General features: G+C 59.6%; 12 protein-coding genes. 6 read left to right on the top strand and 6 right to left on the bottom strand.

The window, feature by feature from the left end; genetic code table 11:
- Position 1: 1 nt before the first annotated feature.
- The 4 genes from EQG79_RS16365 to EQG79_RS16350 form a co-directional block, all read right to left on the bottom strand.
- Positions 2-1,729, bottom strand: coding sequence for a GMC oxidoreductase (locus tag EQG79_RS16365; protein WP_129602620.1), 1,728 nt, complete (start codon positions 1,727-1,729; stop codon positions 2-4).
- Positions 1,730-2,074: 345 nt separating this feature from the next.
- A complete protein-coding gene (locus EQG79_RS16360; protein ID WP_129602618.1) occupies positions 2,075-5,023 on the bottom strand; it encodes a PQQ-dependent sugar dehydrogenase in 2,949 nt (982 codons plus the stop codon).
- Positions 5,024-5,036: 13 nt separating this feature from the next.
- A complete protein-coding gene (locus tag EQG79_RS16355; protein WP_077923310.1) occupies positions 5,037-5,990 on the bottom strand; it encodes a sugar phosphate isomerase/epimerase family protein in 954 nt (317 codons plus the stop codon).
- Positions 5,987-6,256 carry a hypothetical protein gene (locus EQG79_RS16350; RefSeq protein WP_129602616.1) on the bottom strand — a complete coding sequence of 90 codons (270 nt, stop codon included), beginning with the start codon at positions 6,254-6,256 and terminating at the stop codon, positions 5,987-5,989. Before EQG79_RS16350 ends, EQG79_RS16355 begins: the two co-directional genes overlap by 4 nt.
- Before the next feature lie 306 nt (positions 6,257-6,562).
- Between EQG79_RS16350 and EQG79_RS16345 the strand changes: the two genes are divergently transcribed.
- From EQG79_RS16345 to EQG79_RS16325, 5 genes are all read left to right on the top strand, one after another.
- Positions 6,563-7,630, top strand: a complete 1,068-nt coding sequence (locus tag EQG79_RS16345; RefSeq protein ID WP_129602614.1) for a sensor histidine kinase — start codon at positions 6,563-6,565, stop codon at positions 7,628-7,630.
- Positions 7,627-8,394 (top strand): LytR/AlgR family response regulator transcription factor, encoded by a 768-nt coding sequence (locus EQG79_RS16340; RefSeq protein WP_129602612.1) that lies wholly within the window; start codon positions 7,627-7,629, stop codon positions 8,392-8,394. Before EQG79_RS16345 ends, EQG79_RS16340 begins: the two co-directional genes overlap by 4 nt.
- A gap of 113 nt (positions 8,395-8,507) precedes the next feature.
- On the top strand, positions 8,508-8,987 hold the full coding sequence (locus EQG79_RS16335; protein WP_129602610.1) for a hypothetical protein: 480 nt from the start codon (positions 8,508-8,510) through the stop codon (positions 8,985-8,987).
- Positions 8,988-9,134: 147 nt separating this feature from the next.
- Positions 9,135-12,971 (top strand): DUF7149 domain-containing protein, encoded by a 3,837-nt coding sequence (locus EQG79_RS16330; RefSeq protein ID WP_129602608.1) that lies wholly within the window; start codon positions 9,135-9,137, stop codon positions 12,969-12,971.
- Positions 12,972-13,108: 137 nt separating this feature from the next.
- A complete protein-coding gene (locus EQG79_RS16325; protein WP_129602606.1) occupies positions 13,109-14,038 on the top strand; it encodes a homoserine kinase in 930 nt (309 codons plus the stop codon).
- 195 nt (positions 14,039-14,233) lie between these two features.
- Here the strand turns inward: EQG79_RS16325 and EQG79_RS16320 are convergent, their stop codons facing one another.
- Both EQG79_RS16320 and EQG79_RS16315 read right to left on the bottom strand, forming a co-directional pair.
- Positions 14,234-15,493: a lytic transglycosylase domain-containing protein gene (locus tag EQG79_RS16320; protein ID WP_129602604.1), complete on the bottom strand. Its 1,260-nt coding sequence runs from the start codon at positions 15,491-15,493 to the stop codon at positions 14,234-14,236.
- 99 nt (positions 15,494-15,592) lie between these two features.
- Positions 15,593-16,240, bottom strand: a complete 648-nt coding sequence (locus EQG79_RS16315) for a DUF6134 family protein (RefSeq protein ID WP_077923302.1) — start codon at positions 16,238-16,240, stop codon at positions 15,593-15,595.
- Positions 16,241-16,312: 72 nt separating this feature from the next.
- On the opposite strand from EQG79_RS16315, the gene EQG79_RS16310 reads away from it, so the two are divergent.
- Positions 16,313-18,667, top strand: coding sequence for a beta-N-acetylhexosaminidase (locus EQG79_RS16310; RefSeq protein ID WP_129602602.1), 2,355 nt, complete (start codon positions 16,313-16,315; stop codon positions 18,665-18,667).
- Positions 18,668-18,718: the final 51 nt, after the last annotated feature.

Below are 18,718 nucleotides of genomic sequence, written 5' to 3'. Positions count from 1 at the left end.
TCTACAGCTGGCGGGCTTTCAGCTGCCGAACCGCATAGTTGGCCGCCCGGGCGGTAAGCGCCATGTACGTCAGCGACGGGTTCTGCGTCGAGGTGGAGGTCATACAGGCGCCGTCGGTGACGAACACGTTCCTGCAGTGATGCAGCTGGTTCCAGCCGTTCAGTAACGACGTTTTAGGGTCGCGCCCCATCCGAACACCCCCCATCTCGTGGTTCTCACTGCCGGGCAGCCGACCCGTATCGATGGGTTTTATGGCCGTAAAGCCCGCCCGCCCGAACATCTCGGTGAACTGCTCGAAAAAATCGCGCAGCATCTTCGCGTCATTCTCATCGTAGGCCACCGATACCCGCAGCAGTGGAACCCCCCACGCATCGTTCTGCATCGGGTCGAGCCGGACGGTGCTGTGTTCTTTCGGGATCGTTTCGCCCATCATGCTGGCCATGACCGACCAGGGGCCGGGGGTGTACTGCGTGAGCCGGTCCTTGAGGTCGGCACCAAAGCCGTTCCGGTCGGGCTGCGAGGGTCGGCTGGCCGAGAAGATCGTGGCGTAGCCGCGCAGGAAATCTGTCTCCTGCCGGTGTACGTTGCGGAAACGGGGCAGGTAGGTGCTGTTGGGGCGCCGTCCCCAGGTAGTCGAGTAGGCAAACCCGTCATACTGGGCTGACATACGGCCGCGGTAGCTATGAAAAGCCATGAACTTACCCAGCAGTCCGTTATCATTACCGAGCCCGTTGGGAAAGCGGTCAGAGGTCGAGTTGAGCAGAATCCGGTTGGTGCTGAGCGCCGACGCGTTCAGGAAGAGCACGCTGGCAAAATATTCGGTCATGCTGCCCGTCTGCCGGTCAACGACCCGCACGCCCGTGGCCCGCTTCTTTGCTGCGTCGTATATAATCGAGTGGACCACGGCGTCGGTCTGCAGGGTGAGCTTGCCGGTTTTCATGGCCCAGGGGAGGGTTGACGAATTGCTGCTGTAGTAGCCGCCGTAGGGGCACCCCCGTTCGCAGAGCGTGCGGTGCTGGCACTGGGCCCGGCCCTGTTGCATATGAATCGCGCCGGGCCGGGTCAGGTGGGCCGCCCGACCCATAATAACCGGTCGGGTCGGATAGTGCTGACTCATCTGCTGCTGGAAGTATTTTTCCACGCAGTTCATTTCATGGGCCGGTAAAAACTCGCCGTCGGGTAAGGTAGGCAGCCCGTCGCGGTTACCCGAAACGCCGATAAACCGTTCGACATAGCTGTACCAGGGCGCCAGGTCGGCGTAGCGGATTGGCCAGTCGATGGCGAACCCGTCGCGGGCGGGGCCGGTAAAATCGAAGTCGCTCCAGCGTTGTGTCTGGCGACCCCATAGCAGCGAACGCCCACCCACCTGGTTGCCCTGAATCCAGTCGAAGGGTTTGTCCTGCAGGTAGGGGTTCTCGGCGTCGCTGGCGTAGAAATGTTTGCTCCCTTCGTAAAAGGCGTAGTTTCGGCTGGCTACCGAATAGGCTTGTTTAGTCTCCAGGGAAACCTGCCCGCGGTGTTCAAAATCCCAGGGATTCAGCGTAGCGGTGGGGTAATCGGTAACGTGTTTTACATCCCGTCCCCGCTCCAGTAGCAAGGTGCGCAGGCCTTTGCCGGTCAGTTCTTTCGCGGCCCAGCCACCACTCATCCCCGACCCAACCACGATGGCGTCGAAGTGATTGGGCAGATCGGCATTGCCGCGCAGGTTACTCGTAATCAGGTGTGCCATAGTATCCTTATGCGTCATCAGAGCGAGCGTACCCGTACTCCGGCCCGATGGCTATTCTAACGTAAACAGATGCCCGACCTATATCGGCGGCATCTGAAAAAGCGCGTCCCCGCCGATCTATACTACTGCCCTCATAACAGATAAGCACCCGTTAGCGTGTTCTCACCGGGACGCGTAGTCCGGGACGCGTAGTCGTCGACCTGCGCGACAGCAAAAGCCATCCGGTCAGGTTGCCGTGTCCTCACGGCAACGGGTGAGAGTGCACCGACCTGCTCGACAGCAAAAAACCACTCGTTACCGCGTGGACACGGTAACGAGTGGTTTCGTAAGTACAGTAACCGCGTGCTACTGCTGCACTTTGTTCAGGAATTTGATGGACGATACGGACATCAGCGGCTGAATGGCTTTGGCCTGCTCGTTTTTAAAGACGAAATACACATCGTGAACGCCCTCCGTTGGCTGAAGCGTCAGGAAGACCGGCGGTCGGGCAAAGGGATTGAAATTACCCCCGCCCTTGCCGCCAGCCGCTGGGGCTCCGGTTTTGGGAGCGGCACCCGGGGCTGGGGCGTTGACTCCGCCAGCGGCAGGTGGTTTCTGACCAGACTCCATCTGGGCCATGAGTTTTTCAATGTCGACTTCGGGAGCCAGCTCCAGCGAGGTGGTGCCGATGAGCGGACCCGTGGGCGAGTTCAGATGCACTTCAATGGTGCCGCCTGCGCTACCCTCGCGTCGCTGGGCCGAAGCCGCCAGTTCCAGCTGCCGGATACCGGTCAGGTCCAGCTTCCGGAAGCCGATGTAGCTATTCTGGTAGGGGATAACATTTTCGCCCTTGCCCATACCCTTGGCTTTTACGTCGGCGCCTTTGATGACAGCCGCCGTTGACGCATCCATTTCGGGACTGCGCAGCACCAGCATCTGCTCGGCCGTCTGGGCCGGAACCGGTTTGCCGCCCTTCACCTGACTACCCCGGTCGGTATAGGCCGCCCGGATCAGCACCGACCCTTTGCCCGGGTCGCCCTCGGGGAGTTTTACCGTATAGCTACCCTGCAAAGGCAGGCTGCTGAACGTTTTCTCGGTGCTGTGCAGGATGTAGTTGACCAGAATACGGGCATCGGCAACCGACATGGCCGGGTGGCCCGGCATGGCTACGTCGCCCCAGTTGCCAACGCCCCCCTGCCGGATTTTGGTAATCAGGCGGTCGGGGGCCGCTGCGTCGTTTTTGTATTTGGTCGCAATCGCCGTGAAGGCAGGGCCCACCGATTTGGTTTCGAGCTGGTGGCACACCTTGCAGTCACTCTGGTTGATCAGCGCCTGCGCTACGGCATACTGGGTCGACGCATCGACGCTGCGCTGGCGCTGGGCTACCTCGGCATAGTCGAAACCCTCGGAGGTATAGTCGATACTCATCGCCACCCGTGCCGGACTGATTTGTCCCGGAGCCGCGGTCGACCGGGCCAGGCTACCATCTTCCTGATCCGTTACCTGAACGGCGTACTGGATGGGCTGGTCGGGGAAGAAGAACGTCTGGTTGCTGGCCAGGTTGACGGCTACGGTCGGGGCTTCGTTGCCGGCAATGATCCGTACCGACTGGCTGTTGGCGGCTCCTTTGGCGTCGGTAACGGTCAGCGTCGCCGTGTATACCCCTGCTTTGTCGAAGGTGACGGCGGGGTTGGCGGTCGTTAGGGTGCGGGCCGGCTGGCCGGGCGATGTGATTTTCCACTGGTAGGTAAGCGGATCGCCGTCGCTGTCGCGGCTACCGTCGGCCGAGAGGGTGAGCTGCAGCGGCACCTTACCCCCGGGTTTGCTGGCCGAGGCCTGTACAATGGGTTTGCGGTTGCCGCTGTTGTATTCGATCCGAACCAGCCGGGCGTTGTCGCTCTTGCGGAACCAGTTGCTGCCGTATTCGAGTACGTAAAGATCGCCGTCGGGGCCGAACTTCATATCGATGGGCTCGACCGGGTGGTAGCTGGGCAGAAACCGTTCCATCGACTGGTAATTGCCTTCGGCATCCATAGTGATGGCCATGATCCAGCCGCGCGAAAAATCGGTCACGATCCATTTGCCTTCGTAATAGGCAGGCCACGGCCGTTTGGCGTTTTTGAAATCGGCCTGCCGGTATACGGGGCCACCCGTAGCCGACCGCGAGCCGGTTCCTACCAGCGGAAACTCTTCCGAAACCGCGTACGGGTAGTAAACGAACGAAGGCGCCGTTGGGGGTAGCTCCGTCAGGCCGGTGTTGTTGGGCGAGTTATTAACGGGGTGGGTCGGATCTTTCTTTTCCAGGGGCTTCTTGTTGGCGTAGTCATAGACCGGAAAGGCCTGGTTGTTCCCAACGAACCACGGCCAGCCGAAGTTACCCGGCTTGCGGGCCTGGTTCAGCTCGTCGTAACCCCGCGGGCCGATCTCCGAATCTTTGGTAGCGTCGGGGCCAACTTCGCCCCAGTAGATGTAACCCGTCTGGCTGTCGACCGAGATGCGCCAGGGGTTACGGTGGCCCATGGAGTAGATTTCGGGCCGGGTTTTGGCGCGGTCGGCCGCGGCAGTACTTTTCGGGAACAGGTTTCCATCGGGAATGGTGTAGGTCCCGTCGGCTTCGGGGTGAATCCGGAGAATTTTACCGCGCAGGTCGTTGGTGTTGCCCGCGTGGCCCTGGTCGTCCCAGCTGCTGCGGTCGGGGCGCTCGTCGGTTTGAGCCGCCTGCTGGTTGCCGGTGTTGTTGCCAACGGTCAGGTACAGATTACCGGCTTTGTCCCAGGTCATGCCCCCGCCCGTATGGCAGCAGACCTCGCGCTGGGTCGGTACTTCCAGCATCACCTTCTGCGAGTTCTCCACCAACTTGTCGTTCCGGTATTCCCAGCGGGTCAGGATGTGTTTTTTCTCCGTCGGGTGGGCGTAGTACAGGTACATCCAGTGGTTCTGATCGAACTTGGGGTCCAGCGCCAGCCCCATCAGCCCTTCTTCGGCCTCCGACACGCGACCCTGAGCGGAGGTGTATTTGGTGTTGACGGGGATCGTAGCGATGAGGTCTACCGATTTGGTAACGGGGTCGTACTTCTTCAGGGCCCCTTTGCGCTCGATGATAAAGGTAGTACCATCACTGGCCACTTCGAAGACCATGGGTTCATCGAGGTCTTCGGCCAGCACGACCGGTGTAAATCGGGTTTCGTCGGGTTTGGCGGGGTCGTCCTGGATGACGAAAGAGGCCAGGGCCATCAGCAGGCAGGCCTGTAGCGGCAGTATGGCCAGGCGCGACAGGCGGCCTGACCAGGGTGTTGAGGTAGCGGGTTGGTTCATGGCAGGGTCGGGTTTATAGGATCTTTTTCAGATTGGTGTAGCTGGTGGTGATGCTGTCAATCCCGCCGGGCGCCATGTCCTGTTCTACGAAAATGTATTTCAGGCCGGCTTTCCGGGCTGCGGTAAACGCTTTTTTGAAATCGACCACGCCGTTGCCGACTTCGGTAATCGTTTTGAGGTCGCTTTTGATGTCTTTGATGTGCCAGAGCGGAAAGCGGCCGGGCTGCTCATTGAACAGGGCAACGGGGTCTTTGCCGGCTTTGGTGGCCCAGGCCAGATCGAGTTCCATCTTGACCAGGTCTTTATCTGTCTGTGACAGAATCAGCTCGTAGGGTGTTTTGCCGCCTTCGACCGCGTCGAATTCAGTGGCGTGGTTATGATACGCGAAGCCAATGCCGGCTTTTTTGGCGGCTTCGCCCGTTTTCTGGAATACCTCGATCGATTTATTGATCTCGTCAACGGTGCCAACCGGCGTGCTGGAGCAGACCAGGTAAGCGAGTCCGCCTTCTCCGGCTTCGTCGATCAGCTGCTGGTAGTTGTCGCGGAGGTTCAGCATGGGCGGCATCTTCGAGAAATCCATAGCCGGCCGCTGCGGTGCACCGGCCGCAGTACCCGCCGGTGGGACCTGCTGCGGCCGCGGCCGGAACGGTGCGCCACCCGCGTGGTGGGCGCGCCAGGTCATACCCAGGTCCGATACCAGCGTCCTGAACTCTCTGGCCGAGTAGCCGTAGTAGCCACCGCGCAGGTTAAACGCCGACTCGATCTCTTTATAGCCCGCTGCTGCCACTTTCTCCAGAGTTCCCTTCGGATCTTCGTTCATGGGGCCAAACAGGGTAAAGAGCTGGATGCCAATAGGGTAGGCGGGCGCCTTGCCCAGCATGTCCTGTACGCTGGCGAAAGCTGGCAATACCGCACCGCCCAGGGTCAGGGTACCGGCCGTGCGTAGGAAATCTCGTCTTGTTGTCATACAATCAGAAGCAGATAAAAGGGAGTGAGAAAACAAATGGCCTGGCCGCCCCCGCTATCCGGTAAAAGCGGCCGGGCGTGGATACCGAATCGGGTTGACTGGCTGTGTCGGACAACCTCATGGGTTAGCTGAATTGCCATCTCGTCGGCAACGGCCGGCGGGTACTCGAGCCGAAGGCCGGAGCGTTCCAGAGAGCTACTTACCATAAAGCCTGTATCTTCCTGTTTTTTACCGCCCATACCTGCCATCGTAACGGCGTCTGTCATCAACCTCGCCGTATGAACTACCGCGTTGTACAGGCAGGCTGCGAGGGTGCGGAATTATGAACCAACCCATTAATCTGCCAAAGCAACAGCCTGTTCCGTTCCGATGAAAAGCGAATCGACCGCAGGCCCGAGAACGTCGGCGAACGGCCCGTTTCTACCGACGAAGCCCGCGGGTAGACAGGGCCGGTTTGGGGCCGGCATTTCATCGGCAGAAACGGGCTGCCCATCGGTATATTCGGGCCTGCGGGCGATTGCCGGTAGGGCGCGACCAAATTTGACGTAAACTTGTTGTGTTTCTACGCAGGTATGGCCGTTGTTCCGTTTCCCCGCCGATATGTATCGCTGCTGAGCCACCTGCTGGGTTGGGTGCTGCTGGGCTATCTGCTGTTTTTTTACAAACCGTTCAGCTCCGATGTGATCCTGCCCGACCTGTTCTGGGTGCGGCAGGCTATCTTCTTCGGGCTGATGGCGGCTATGTTTTACCTGAACGCGCTGGTGCTGGTGCCCCGGCTGCTGCTGGCTGGCCAGACGAGCCGCTACCTGATGGCGCTGGCGGGAATTATGGGGGTCATTTTTGCGATACTGGCCAGCGTGGAGTTCGGGTTCAACCTGCCCGTACTGGTTCACCGGGCCTTTCATCCGGATGGAAGCGGCACGCCCAAGTTATACGGCTGGGTGCAGCCCAACCTGTTTACGGCTCTGCTCATGCTGGGGTCCAGTACGAGCCTGGCCATGTTGCAGAAGTGGCAGACCGATACCAACCTGCGGCTCATGCTCGAGCAGGCCAGAACTACCTCCGAGCTCTCGTTCCTGAAGGCCCAGATCAACCCGCATTTCTTCTTCAACACGCTCAACAACATCTACGCCCTGACGCTGATTGATGGCGATACCGCCCGGGAAGCCCTGCACCGGCTGTCGCGTATGATGCGGTACGTTCTCTACGAAACCCAGTCCGATACCACCCTGCTGAGTAAAGAGCTGGCGTTTATCAGCGACTACATCCAGCTGATGCAACTCCGGCTTACCGATAAGGTAGCTGTTGTTGTCGACTTTCCCGACCCCCTGCACGACCGGCTTGTGGCGCCCATGCTGCTGCTGCCCTTTGTCGAAAATGCGTTCAAACACGGCGTCAGTGCCAGCCAGGCCAGCCGTATCTATATTGCGCTCGACCAGCAGACCGATCAGCTGTCGCTGGACGTTTACAACACCGTGTTCAGTATCAAAATGCCTTCGCTCGAAGCGGTCGGTGGTATCGGGCTGACCAACACCCGTCGGCGGCTCGATCTGCTGTATCCGGAACAGTATGTGTTGCGGATCGACGAGCATACGCCCGCCGGCGAATACCACGTGCACCTGACCCTGACGCTGCCATGACCCTGACCTGCATTGCCGTCGACGATGAACCGCTGGCCCTGGGGCTGGTTTGCGCCTTCATCGAAAAAACGCCTTTTCTCAAACTGATAGGCCGGTACAGTAGCGCCGTCGAAGCTTTACAGGGGCTGTTGTACCAGCAGGTAGATGTGATTTTTCTGGATATCCAGATGCCCGACCTGACGGGGCTGGAGCTGGCCCGGGTGCTGGAACGGACCGGCCGGGGCGCTCATACGACCCGCATCATCTTCACAACCGCTTTTGATCGGTTTGCCCTCGACGGGTTTCGGGTCGACGCGCTGGATTATCTGCTGAAGCCGTTCAACTACGAAGAGTTTCTGCGGGCGGCCAGCAAAGCACGCCACTATGCGGAGTTGCTGCACCGGCCCGAACCACGGCCCGCTGCGCCTTCGCCCGAACTGGTTGCCCTGCCTGCCGGGGCGGAGGACTACCTCTTTCTGAAAATAGAGTATCAGCTGGTTCGGATTGCGCACAACGACATTCTGTACATAGAGGGGCTGAAAGACTATGTGAAGGTGTACCGGCAAAGTGATCCCGACAAACCCCTGCTGTCGCTGACCAGCCTGAAAGCGCTCGAAGAAAAGTTGCCGAACCGGCAGTTTATGCGCATCCATCGGTCGTTTATCGTAGCCCTCAACCGCATCGATGCCGTAACCCGAAACTCGGTGCAGATCGGCCCGACCACCATTCCCGTGAGCGATCAGTACAAAGACGGGTTCAGTCAGTTTATCAGCCGCTGGCTGTAATCCGGTTCGGGAGGTCGTATAACCCGGTCCGGATCGGTTCGGATCGGGCTGGAGTTTCCACTTTCTTCGGTTTTCTTTGCTGCTTACCTTTATGGCCAAACCAGTAAAAACCAATGGAAACAAATCCGAAACCCACTGCTGCTGAGCAACTACAGGCTGCCAAAACGGCCGCAGCCGAAAAGCTGGATGCCTTCAAAACCGAAGCCGGTGAGCACCTGCACGCAGCCGCAGCCCAGCTCGACGAACTCCGCGATCAGCTGGTCGCCAAAGCCCAGGAGGTCGGCAAAGACATCGACATCGAAAGCCTGAAAGCGCAGGCTACCCAGCAGCTGGAGGTCGTTAAAGCGACCGCGTCCGAAACCCTGTCGAATCTGCAGGCGCAGGCCGAAACCACCTTTGCGGCTGCGGCTGCCAAAGCCGACGAGCTATCCGATGTGGCCGAAGATAAAATTGATGAGCTGAAAGCCGACGCAGCCGTACAGCTCGAAGCGGCACAGGTCAAGCTGGATGAGCTGAAAGCCGAAGCGACCCTCCGGATCGAAGAAGCCAAGGAGAAAGCCAAAGGCATGTGGGATCAGCTCTTCGGTAACTAGCCGTTATCGGGAAAAGCAGTGAACACCCCCGGGTCGGCTCTCTACCAGTCGGACCCGGGGGCATGAGCAGGTGTTTGCTACGGCCGGGCCGGGGTCTTTCTCGCCGGGTGCTGTGCAGCTTCTGGCGTTTCCCGTAACTTTGCCGGTATGCGGCTCAGTCTTCGAAAACCCGCGCAGGCCCTCCATAAAGCCTATGCCAAACAATCGGTTCCCCAGAGCCGTCTGGATACGTTCAGGCGCGCGCTGGCCCGGCTGTTTTCGCGGCTGGATGAACACGAATCCGAAGAATACCAGAAAACAATCGTAGCCGGTTTCCTGACCGACGCCTTCCCTGCCGAGGGCAATCCGGCCCATCCGTTTGGCCGCGTCAGCCGCCAGCCGTTTGGGTTGGTTCTGCAGCCGGACGAAGCATCAGACCAATCGGCCCGGGTGGTCATCGGTACCAAAAAGGTGTTTGCGGGGGAGATGATGACAACCCTCAAAAACAACGTCAGAGCCCTCCACGAGCTGATTCTTTATTATTTCGAGCAGCAGACCAACCCGCCCGACCAGCCGATCAGCCAGTTGATTATTACCGATGTCTACAACTGGTTTATCTTCGATGCGGACGACTTCCGACGCTTTTTTTACCAGAACACCCGCCTGCAGAAACTCAATCAGCTTCGGCAGCAGTCGAAGCGCGATCCGGCGTTTTTTTACGGCGAAGTGGCCAAGGTGCTGCGCGACATGCCCGACGAGGTGCCTGTCACCTGCCTCGATCTGCGCAAGGTAGCCGATGCGCTCACCCTGCCGGCCGCTGAGGCTGACCCGCTGCTGATTCCGGTGTATAAGCTTCTCTCGCCCCGGCATTTGTATAAATGGCCGGTTACGGACGAAACTCCCGCCATCGACCCGGCCTTCTATCAGGAACTGCTGCATATCGCCGGGCTTTACGACGCTACCCACGACCCGAACGCGCTGCCGGGGCAGCCGCTCGTTGGGCGCCGACCCGCCGGCGACCGGCACGATGGGTCGCTGCTGGAGCGTCTGATCCGGCTGGCTCAGGCCGCCCCCATCGATCCGGACGAGACCGCCGAGTCGGTTGCGCTGACGCTCTGCCTGACCTGGCTGGCCCGGATCCTGTTCGTGAAACTGGCCGAAGGACAGCTCATCAGCTACCACCGGGGCGACCGGTCGGTTCAGTTTCTGACGCCCCGTCATATCCGAACGTTTGAGGAGTTGGATGAGCTGTTTTTCGACGTGCTGGCCACGCCCGGCCTGAACCGATCGGCCAGTCTGGCCGCGCGCTACGGGCCGGTGCCGTACCTGAACAGCGGCTGGGTGGAGCCCACGGAGGCCGAACGGCAGGGACTTCGCATCGGCGCGCTGACCGGCCAGCCGGAACTGCCCCTGTTCGGACAGACCATCCTGACCGATCAGCAGGGCAACCGACTGACGGGGCAACTGCCTCTGCTTCAGTACCTGCTGTCGTTCCTGAATGCATACGATTTCCTGGCCGACGGACCAGCGGGGGTGCTGCCCGAAAACAAGTCGCTGATCAGCCCGGCTACGCTGAACGACCTGTTCGAACGCTTCAGTGCCGAAGCTGGCCAGCCACCGCTGGTCCCCAACCCGACCGTAGACTATCTGGTGGGGCAAACGATTCGCAAGCTGCTCATCAGCCGCTTCAACGAGCAGTTTGGATGGGGTTGCACGGAGGTGGCCTCGCTGGCCGATCGGCTGAAAGAGGTCGATCTCAGCGAAGCCAACGCACTGGTGAACCGGGTGCGGCTGGTCGATCCGGCCGCGGGCAGTGGGCGCTGGCTCGCAGCGGCCCTGAACGAGCTGGTGGCGCTCAAAGCGGAGCTGGGCATCCTGATCGATCCGGCTGGCCGGCGACTGAGCCAGTATGACATAACCGTTGCCGATACCGAGCTGATCATGGCCGATGCCAGTGGCGAACTGTTTCGCTATCAGGTGCCCCAGCCTGGCCCGACGGGAATCGGCGGGGCGCGGTCGGCCGGCGCGACGCAAAGCCTACGACATTCTGAAATTCAGCGCGTTCAGGAGGCTATCTTCCGGGAAAAACAAACGCTGCTGACGCAGTGCCTGCTGGGCGTCGATAGCCGTATTCGGTCGGTGCTGGCAACCCGGCTGCGGCTGTCTGTCGAACTGCTGCGGCACAGCTACGTCATCATACCGGCTGCGCTGCCGATTACCGAAGCCAGTCGTGCCAACGGCGCTTCGCTGGTGTCGACTACGCTGATGAGCGAGCCCGCCGGCGAGTGGCTCGAACCCATCCCCAATCTGGATACGGTCATCTGGCACGGCAACGCGCTGGTGAGCCGGTTTGCGACTGATTTTCGGGTAGAGAGCGTACGCAGCCAGCTGCTCCGCGATCGGTTTCCGGTGGCCTGGCAACAATACCGACACGACGTTGACGCCTTCAGGCTGGAAGCCGACCCGATCCGGAAAGACCAGCTCCGCCTACGGCTCCGGCAGTTTCGGGAGCTGACCGAGCAGCTGGCCCTTGTCGACCAGAAAGAATACGCCGACATCCGGCAGCTCGAAACCCGGCTGGCCCAGGCTACCCAAACGTTCGATTTCGTAACTCCGGACGATGCCGTACAGGGCCTGACCGAACAGCTTACCCGTAAAAAGCAGGCTTATCAGCAGAAGCAGACCTTCTATCGGCAGGGGTTCGACTGGCGGTTCGGGTGGCCGGCGGTGCTCGATGAGGGAGGCACTTTTGTGGGGTTTGACCTGGTGATCGGTGAGCCCCCAACCGGTCGGCCGGACGAGTCGGGCGACGGGCGCTCGCTGTTCAGGAAGACCTACCCCAATACCTACACCAGCCGGGCCAGCCAGTATCAGCTATACGTCGAACGCGGGCTGACGCTCCTGCGTCCGAACGGCTGGCTGGTCTACGCCCTGCCTGCTGCCTGGATGGAGTCCGATGCGGCTCTGCCACTGCGCACCTGGCTCCGGACCAAAGCGATTGAAGAGGTGGTAGAACTGCCCGGCCTGACAGCTGACATGAGCCTGCTTACGGTTCGGCAGGCGCCGGCTTCTGAAACCTTCCGGGGCGCGCGTGTGGATACGGGCGTGTCTAACCTGGGAGATTATCTGGCGCGCCATGCGTTTTCTGTACGGTTGGATACGCTTTCCGATGCGGGCTGGCAATTGACCGATTCGACCCGGCAGGCCCTGCTGATCCGGCTTAGCAGCCTGGGTCAACCGCTGGGGGCTTATCTGGACGAGTCGCTGTTTGCCGGCCTGCGAACGGGTTTCGACCGCGCCTTCGTGATCGATGCGACTACCCGGAACCGGCTCCTGGCCGACGATCCCCGCTCGGCCGAACTGATCCGACCCTATCTGGCCGATCGAAACCTGCGGCCTTATCAGCCACTGCCTCCCGCCACCTACCTGATCGCGACCCGCCGGGGTGTTGATATTGGCCAGTATCCGGCTGTTCTGGCGCATCTCGAAACCTATAAAGAGCGACTCATGCCTAAACCGGAGGGGTTGAAAGGGAGCTGGAAAGGGCGACGGGCGGGTGCCTATGCCTGGTACGAACTGCCCGACCTGCCTGAATATGACTCGGTTCATGATCAGCCGCACCTGGTGGTAGCCCCGTACGGACAGGGGCTGGTGGCCACATGGGCCGAAGCGGGTATGTATTCGGGACATAAGACCACGCTGGTGGTGCCTGCCAGTGCTTACGTGCTGGCTGTGCTGAACTCCCGGGTGGCACAGTTTATGCTCCGTAGCCAAAAAGGCATCGTAAGCCCCGAATGGCTGGCGCAGTTGCCGGTACCGCCGGCTTCAGAAACTCAGCTGGCGCAGGTCGAAACCCTGGTCGAGACCATTCGGACCATGCTGCGCAACGACCCGAAGGCCGATATCTCCGCACCGGAGCAGGCGCTGGACGAGTTGATGGCTGAGTTGTACGGCCTGACCAGCGAGGAGCGGACGAGGCTGCTGAGCGAGCGGCCTGGCTCGTAAGCGGCTATTGTTCAGAATTGATCAATTAATTCTAGCGATAAAGAAGGTAATGGTGTTGGGAAGCCTCGACTCACCGGCTTCGTGTTGCGTTTCCGGGCCGAAATCGCTAATCTTGCCCCTTTCTTGCATATCCCATCGTGAAGTCAATCAACGTCTTTGCCCCGGCCACGGTCGCCAATGTAGCCTGCGGGTTCGATATATTCGGGTTCGCCGTCGACAACCCCGGTGATAAGATCACCCTCACCCTGCGCGAGGAACCGGGCGTTACCATCACCGACATCATCGGCGACGACGGCCGACTGCCTCGCGAAGCCCATCGAAATACGGCCGGTATCGCCATTCAGAGCTACCTGCAGCACATTGGCCGAACGGACGTAGGGGTCGATGCGGTCCTGTACAAGCAGATGCCGCTGGGTAGCGGGCTGGGCTCCAGTGCCGCCAGCGCCGTAGCGGGGGTGTTTGCGATCAACGAGCTGCTGGACCGGCCGCTTACTACCCGTCAGCTGATCCCGTTCGCTATGGAAGGCGAGCGAATTGCCTGCGGATCGGCCCATGCCGACAATGTAGGGCCGTCGCTGCTGGGCGGGTTTGTGGTGGTCAGAAGTTATCAGCCGCTGGATGTGATCCGCATCGATACGACGGCTAACCTTTTCTGTACGCTCGTTCACCCCGATATTGAGGTCAATACCAAAGACGCCCGGTTCATCCTCAAAAACGAGGTTTCGCTCAAGAACACCATTACGCAGATGGGTAATGTGGCCGGTCTGATTGCCGGTCTGATGACGCCCGACTATGATCTGATCAGCCGGTCGCTGGTCGATGTGATTATCGAGCCCGTGCGGGCCATTCTGATTCCTGAATTCAACGAAGCCAAGCAGGCGGCTCTGGAGAGTGGCGCGCTGGGGTGCAGTATTTCCGGCTCGGGTCCGTCGATGTTCGCTCTTAGCCGCGATGCTGAAACCGCCAGCCGCGTCGGAGCAGCCATGCAACAGGCGTTCCTGGGCGTAGGCATCACCAGCGAAGCCTACATCTCCGAAATAAATCGTCAGGGCCCGCGCGTAATCTAACCCCTATCCGTGGTCGCAGACCCGGACCGTGGGTTAAAGCCACCAATACAGGCTATGCCCTGCTCCGGAAGCGTATTCTCGTTGCTCACCACTGTCCGGGTCTGCGACCACGGGCAGGGATTGCAGGTCTGAGCTATACTCGTATTCTCGCTGCTGACCACTACCCGGGTCTGCGACCACGGGCAGCGTGGGGATTCAAAGCACTTCCCAGTTCAGGCCCCAGCCATCGAGTCGCGGTGGGAGTGGGACACCCGGATGGTGCGGCTCGCCGGTCGCGATCATTCGTAAGGGAATCGTCTCCTGAGTTTGGGCTGTTATAAGTCGGTCGGTTCGCAGAAAGACCTGTCCCGATGTGGTGTTGATCAGTTCAACATGCGCGTGAATCAGGTCGCCGACGGCGAAGGTCCATCCATTGAGCGTGAGGGGTTGTATGACCTGAAACACACACAGCTGCCCTTCTGATAAGGGCCCCTCGCTCAGACTTCGCGTCGCCAGGCGACCTGGGCCGATCGCATCAACAGCCGGGTGGGCAGTCACCGTCGACGGAATATGCTCTGCTACGGTCGACGGGGCTGGCACTTCATCTTCTTCGTCCGTTAGCAGAACAACCGCCAGGGTTGAGTCCGTCACGAACGCCGGGCTGCCCAAAGCGGGTGGGGCGGTTTCCTGACTGGCTAAAGAAGCCAGAATGGCCTGCTGTTCGATTAATGATAAAGTGGCTGGTATCTGACTGGTCAGCATCGCGAAGTGCTGGTTGCTCAGGTGGTCTCTATAGGCCTCGGGGCGCGTAATCAACTCCTTTACCGCAACAGCCTGATAGAGGTAGGCTTTGGTTTCGGCGGCCCGGTACGGCAGCGCCATGGGGTGCGTATCGGGGTGCTGGCGACTGAGCTGCTGGATGTAGCTCGGCCCTGCGTTATAGGCCGAAGCGGTCAGCATCCACGACCCCAGCTGCTGATATAGCTGACGAATATAGCGGCAGGCTGCGTGCGTCGCTTTCTGAAGGTTGAAACGCTCGTCTGTCCGGCCCGACACGCGCAGGCCCAGCGACTGAGCCGTATGGGGCATCAATTGCCAGAAGCCGGCAGCACCCCGGCGCGACACGGCCCGGTTGGTCACGGCGCTCTCCAGCAACGGCAGGTACTTGAAATCGGACGGAATCCGGTATTGTTTGAGGATTGGCTCGATCAGCGGAAAAACCGCCTGTGCCCGTCGCTTCAGCACAACCAGGCTACTGGCCAGGGCGGCCTGACGGCTCAGCATCCGGCGCCAGCGGTGGGTAACAGCCGGTTGATCGACGGGCAGGCTTTCGCCACAAAAATCGACCGGTTCCGATAGGAGGGTGGTAATGGCGTCGGCGTTACGAGCCAGACTGTTGGTGGAGGATTGAGCCAGAACGGGGAGTTTGCAGAACAAACAGCCAAGTCCGGCTGCCAGGAGTAGACGGTTAGTCATGAACGACAGCGTTACGGATGGATATGCTCGTCGACACGTTCGCACACAATGCGATGGTCGGTACCCGGCGGCTTCTCCCTCCTTTTCTGTCCCCGCTGACTAATCCAGCAGCCGCATTACAAAATTCTTAATGGCGTTATGCTTGATGACGCGTACCAGGCGTCCGCCTTCGTAGATGTATTCGTCTTCGCGATCGTTGAACTGGGCATTGTACTGGCCCGGTTTCCCCGGCGCAACCATAAAATAATCGCCGAAATACTCTGAATACACCCGATTTCTAGTGCCTGGATCGTAAAAGTACAACGATGATGTTGTAAAATCAATAGTATTCCGTTCGGTGCCTTTGTGGTCGTATTTGTACTGATTGGCTACAATGTCATAATGATCGCCTTTCCATTCGGTGCGGGAGCTGTAATTGCCCCGGTTGGTAGTAGCCTCTACCGTCGACAGCATGAGTTTCTTACCGTCAAACTCGTTGATGACTTTATAATAGATTTTGATCGTATAGACGAGCAGCCGCACCTTCACATCGCTGATCAGCGTATAGGTCGTGCGATCGTTGGCCTGGGGCTGACGAGTGGCTGTCATCGTACCCACGCGGATACCGGCAATTTCGATGGCGTAATGATGGGTTTCCGGAGCAGCCAGGGCTGGCGTAGTCAGGTAGGCAGGTTCATCGGTATGGCTGGGTTGCGCAAACGAGCTGATTGTGGCGGTAAAAAACAAAATAAAAAGCAGACGCATCATCAAAAGCAAAGGTAAATCGTTGACTTAGGCATGGCAAGAAAACCCGTATTTTTGGCCGAATCAAAAAACCTTATGCAATTGCGTCCCATTTTTCTCTTTTTTGGCTTATTTCTGATGCCCTGGTTAAGCTACGGGCAGGCGCTGGAACGATACTCTATTATTCCGCGTCCGGCTCAGCTCGAACCGCGGGCGGGTGATTTTGTCATCAGTCGGTCTACCAGTATCCAGGTGCCGGTATCAGAGGCTGGCCTGAAAGCCATTGTCGATACATTCGCCAATACCATCAACCGCAGCACAGGGCTGGGCGTATCGGTTCGGGACCTGAACCCGTCGGCTGCCGGGTCGGGCAACCTGATCCGCTTTGCGCCCGTCACCGATACGACCCTGGGCGAAGAAGGCTATCGTATCGATGCCACCGACCGGCTGGTAACCATCGAAGCCACCGGCCCCAAAGGGTTTTTCTACGCCGTACAGACGTTGTACCAGCTCCTGCCGCCCGATGTTCTGCAACCGAAAATAACGGCTGGCGGCTCGGCCGAACCGTCGCTGCGGATGCCCGCCTGCCGCATTCAGGACCGTCCGCGGTACGTATATCGGGGCCTCCATCTCGACGTCAGCCGGCATTTCTTCCCGGTCTCGTTCGTGAAGCGGTATATCGACCTGATGGCCCTGCACAAGTTCAATACCTTCCACTGGCACCTGACCGACGACCAGGGCTGGCGCATCGAAATTAAGAAATACCCGAAGCTGACGCAGGTTGGGGCGCAGCGACGCGAGACGATCGTGGGACATTATGACGATTATGACCCGCAGGTGTTCGACGGAAAGCCCTACGGCGGTTTTTATACCCAGGATGAAGTGCGGGAGGTAGTTCGCTATGCCGCTACCAGACAGATTACGGTGGTGCCGGAAATCGAAATGCCGGGTCATGCCCTGGCCGCCCTGGCCGCTTATCCGGAGCTGGCGTGCGCGCCGGGCCCCTATACACCGGCAACCAAGTGGGGGGTGTTTACGGATGTTTTCTGCCCTACGGAACAAACGTTCACCTTTCTACAGCATGTGCTGACCGAAGTAATGGATCTGTTTCCCGGCAAATACATTCACATCGGGGGCGATGAGTGCCCGAAGGACGCCTGGCGCAAAAGTGCGTTTTGTCAGCAGCTGATCCGGCGCGAAGGGCTGAAAAACGAGAATGAGCTGCAAAGCTGGTTCATTACCCGCATCGATAAGTTCGTAACGGGTAAGGGTCGGCGGATCATCGGCTGGGACGAAATTCTGGAGGGCGGGCTGTCGCCGAACGCGACCGTTATGAGCTGGCGTGGTACGAAAGGCGGTATCGAAGCGGCCCGTCAGCGGCACGACGTCATCATGACACCCGGCGCGTTCTGTTATCTGGATCACCTGCAGGGTGACCCGGCTCAGGAGCCCATGGGCTTTGGCGGCATCTTGCCCCTGTCGATGGTGTATGGCTACAACCCAACGGCCGCTGAGCTGACACCCGATCAGCAAAAATACATCCTGGGTGTGCAGGGAAATGTCTGGGCAGAATACCTGCCGACGGCGGCCCAGGTCGAGTATATGGTCTGGCCCCGCGCAGCCGCGCTGGCCGAAGTAGCCTGGACGCCACTGGCGCTGAAAAATTACGACGATTTCTCCCGGCGGCTCCCGGCTTATTTCGACCGGCTCGACCGGTTGCGGGTCAACTACTCGCGAACGGTCTACGACCCCGCTTTCACAGCCAAACCTACGGCCGACGGACGAGTGGAGGTGGCCATGGCGGCCAATGCACTCAGTTCGGCCATTCGGTACACGCTGGATGGCAGCATACCCTCTGGCGAGTCGCCCCGCTACGAGAAGCCGCTGTTGCTCGACAAAAACACCTCCCTGCGGGCCGCTGCGTTCGCCGATCAGAAACCGCTGAGTCAGTTGGCTAAAGTCCAGAAAGAGTTCATTGTCTCGCTGGCGACGGGGAAGTCGTATACGCACCTGAACGCACCGACAACGGGTCGCCCGGACAAAGGAGCTATGCTGACCGACGGCAAGACAGGCGGTATGGGTGGCTACGAAGTGGCCGATGTTGTCTCGTTTGCCGGCGATTTCGGGATGGTTATCGATCTCGGGCAGGCGCAGCCAGTACAAAGTGTACAGATCGGTTTTCTGAAATACACGGCCCGCAACATATGCCTTCCCCGGCAGGTAGACATTGCCGTTTCGGATGATGGAAAGACGTTCCGGCCGGTGTTGACCAGCAAGACCAACGCGGCAGAGGGCGGCAAGCGGGGTTTTGCGCGCCTTCCTTTCGAATTTGCCCCGACCACGGCCCGTTACGTCCGGGTGGTAGCCCGCAATGTCGGCACCGTACCGGCCGGTCTCCGCAACCCCGGAAAGCCCGCTCAGCTAGCCATCGATGAAGTAGAAGTCCGGTAGTCAACGTGGCTGGTCCGTTTCCGTGGTCCGTGTCCTCACGGACCACGGAAA

It is taken from the genome of Spirosoma sordidisoli, from assembly GCF_004138325.1.
Taxonomy (GTDB): Bacteria; Bacteroidota; Bacteroidia; order Cytophagales; family Spirosomataceae; genus Spirosoma; species Spirosoma sordidisoli.
The sequence above is the reverse complement of the archived record's forward strand: the minus strand, read 5'-3'. Positions and strand labels throughout refer to the sequence as shown.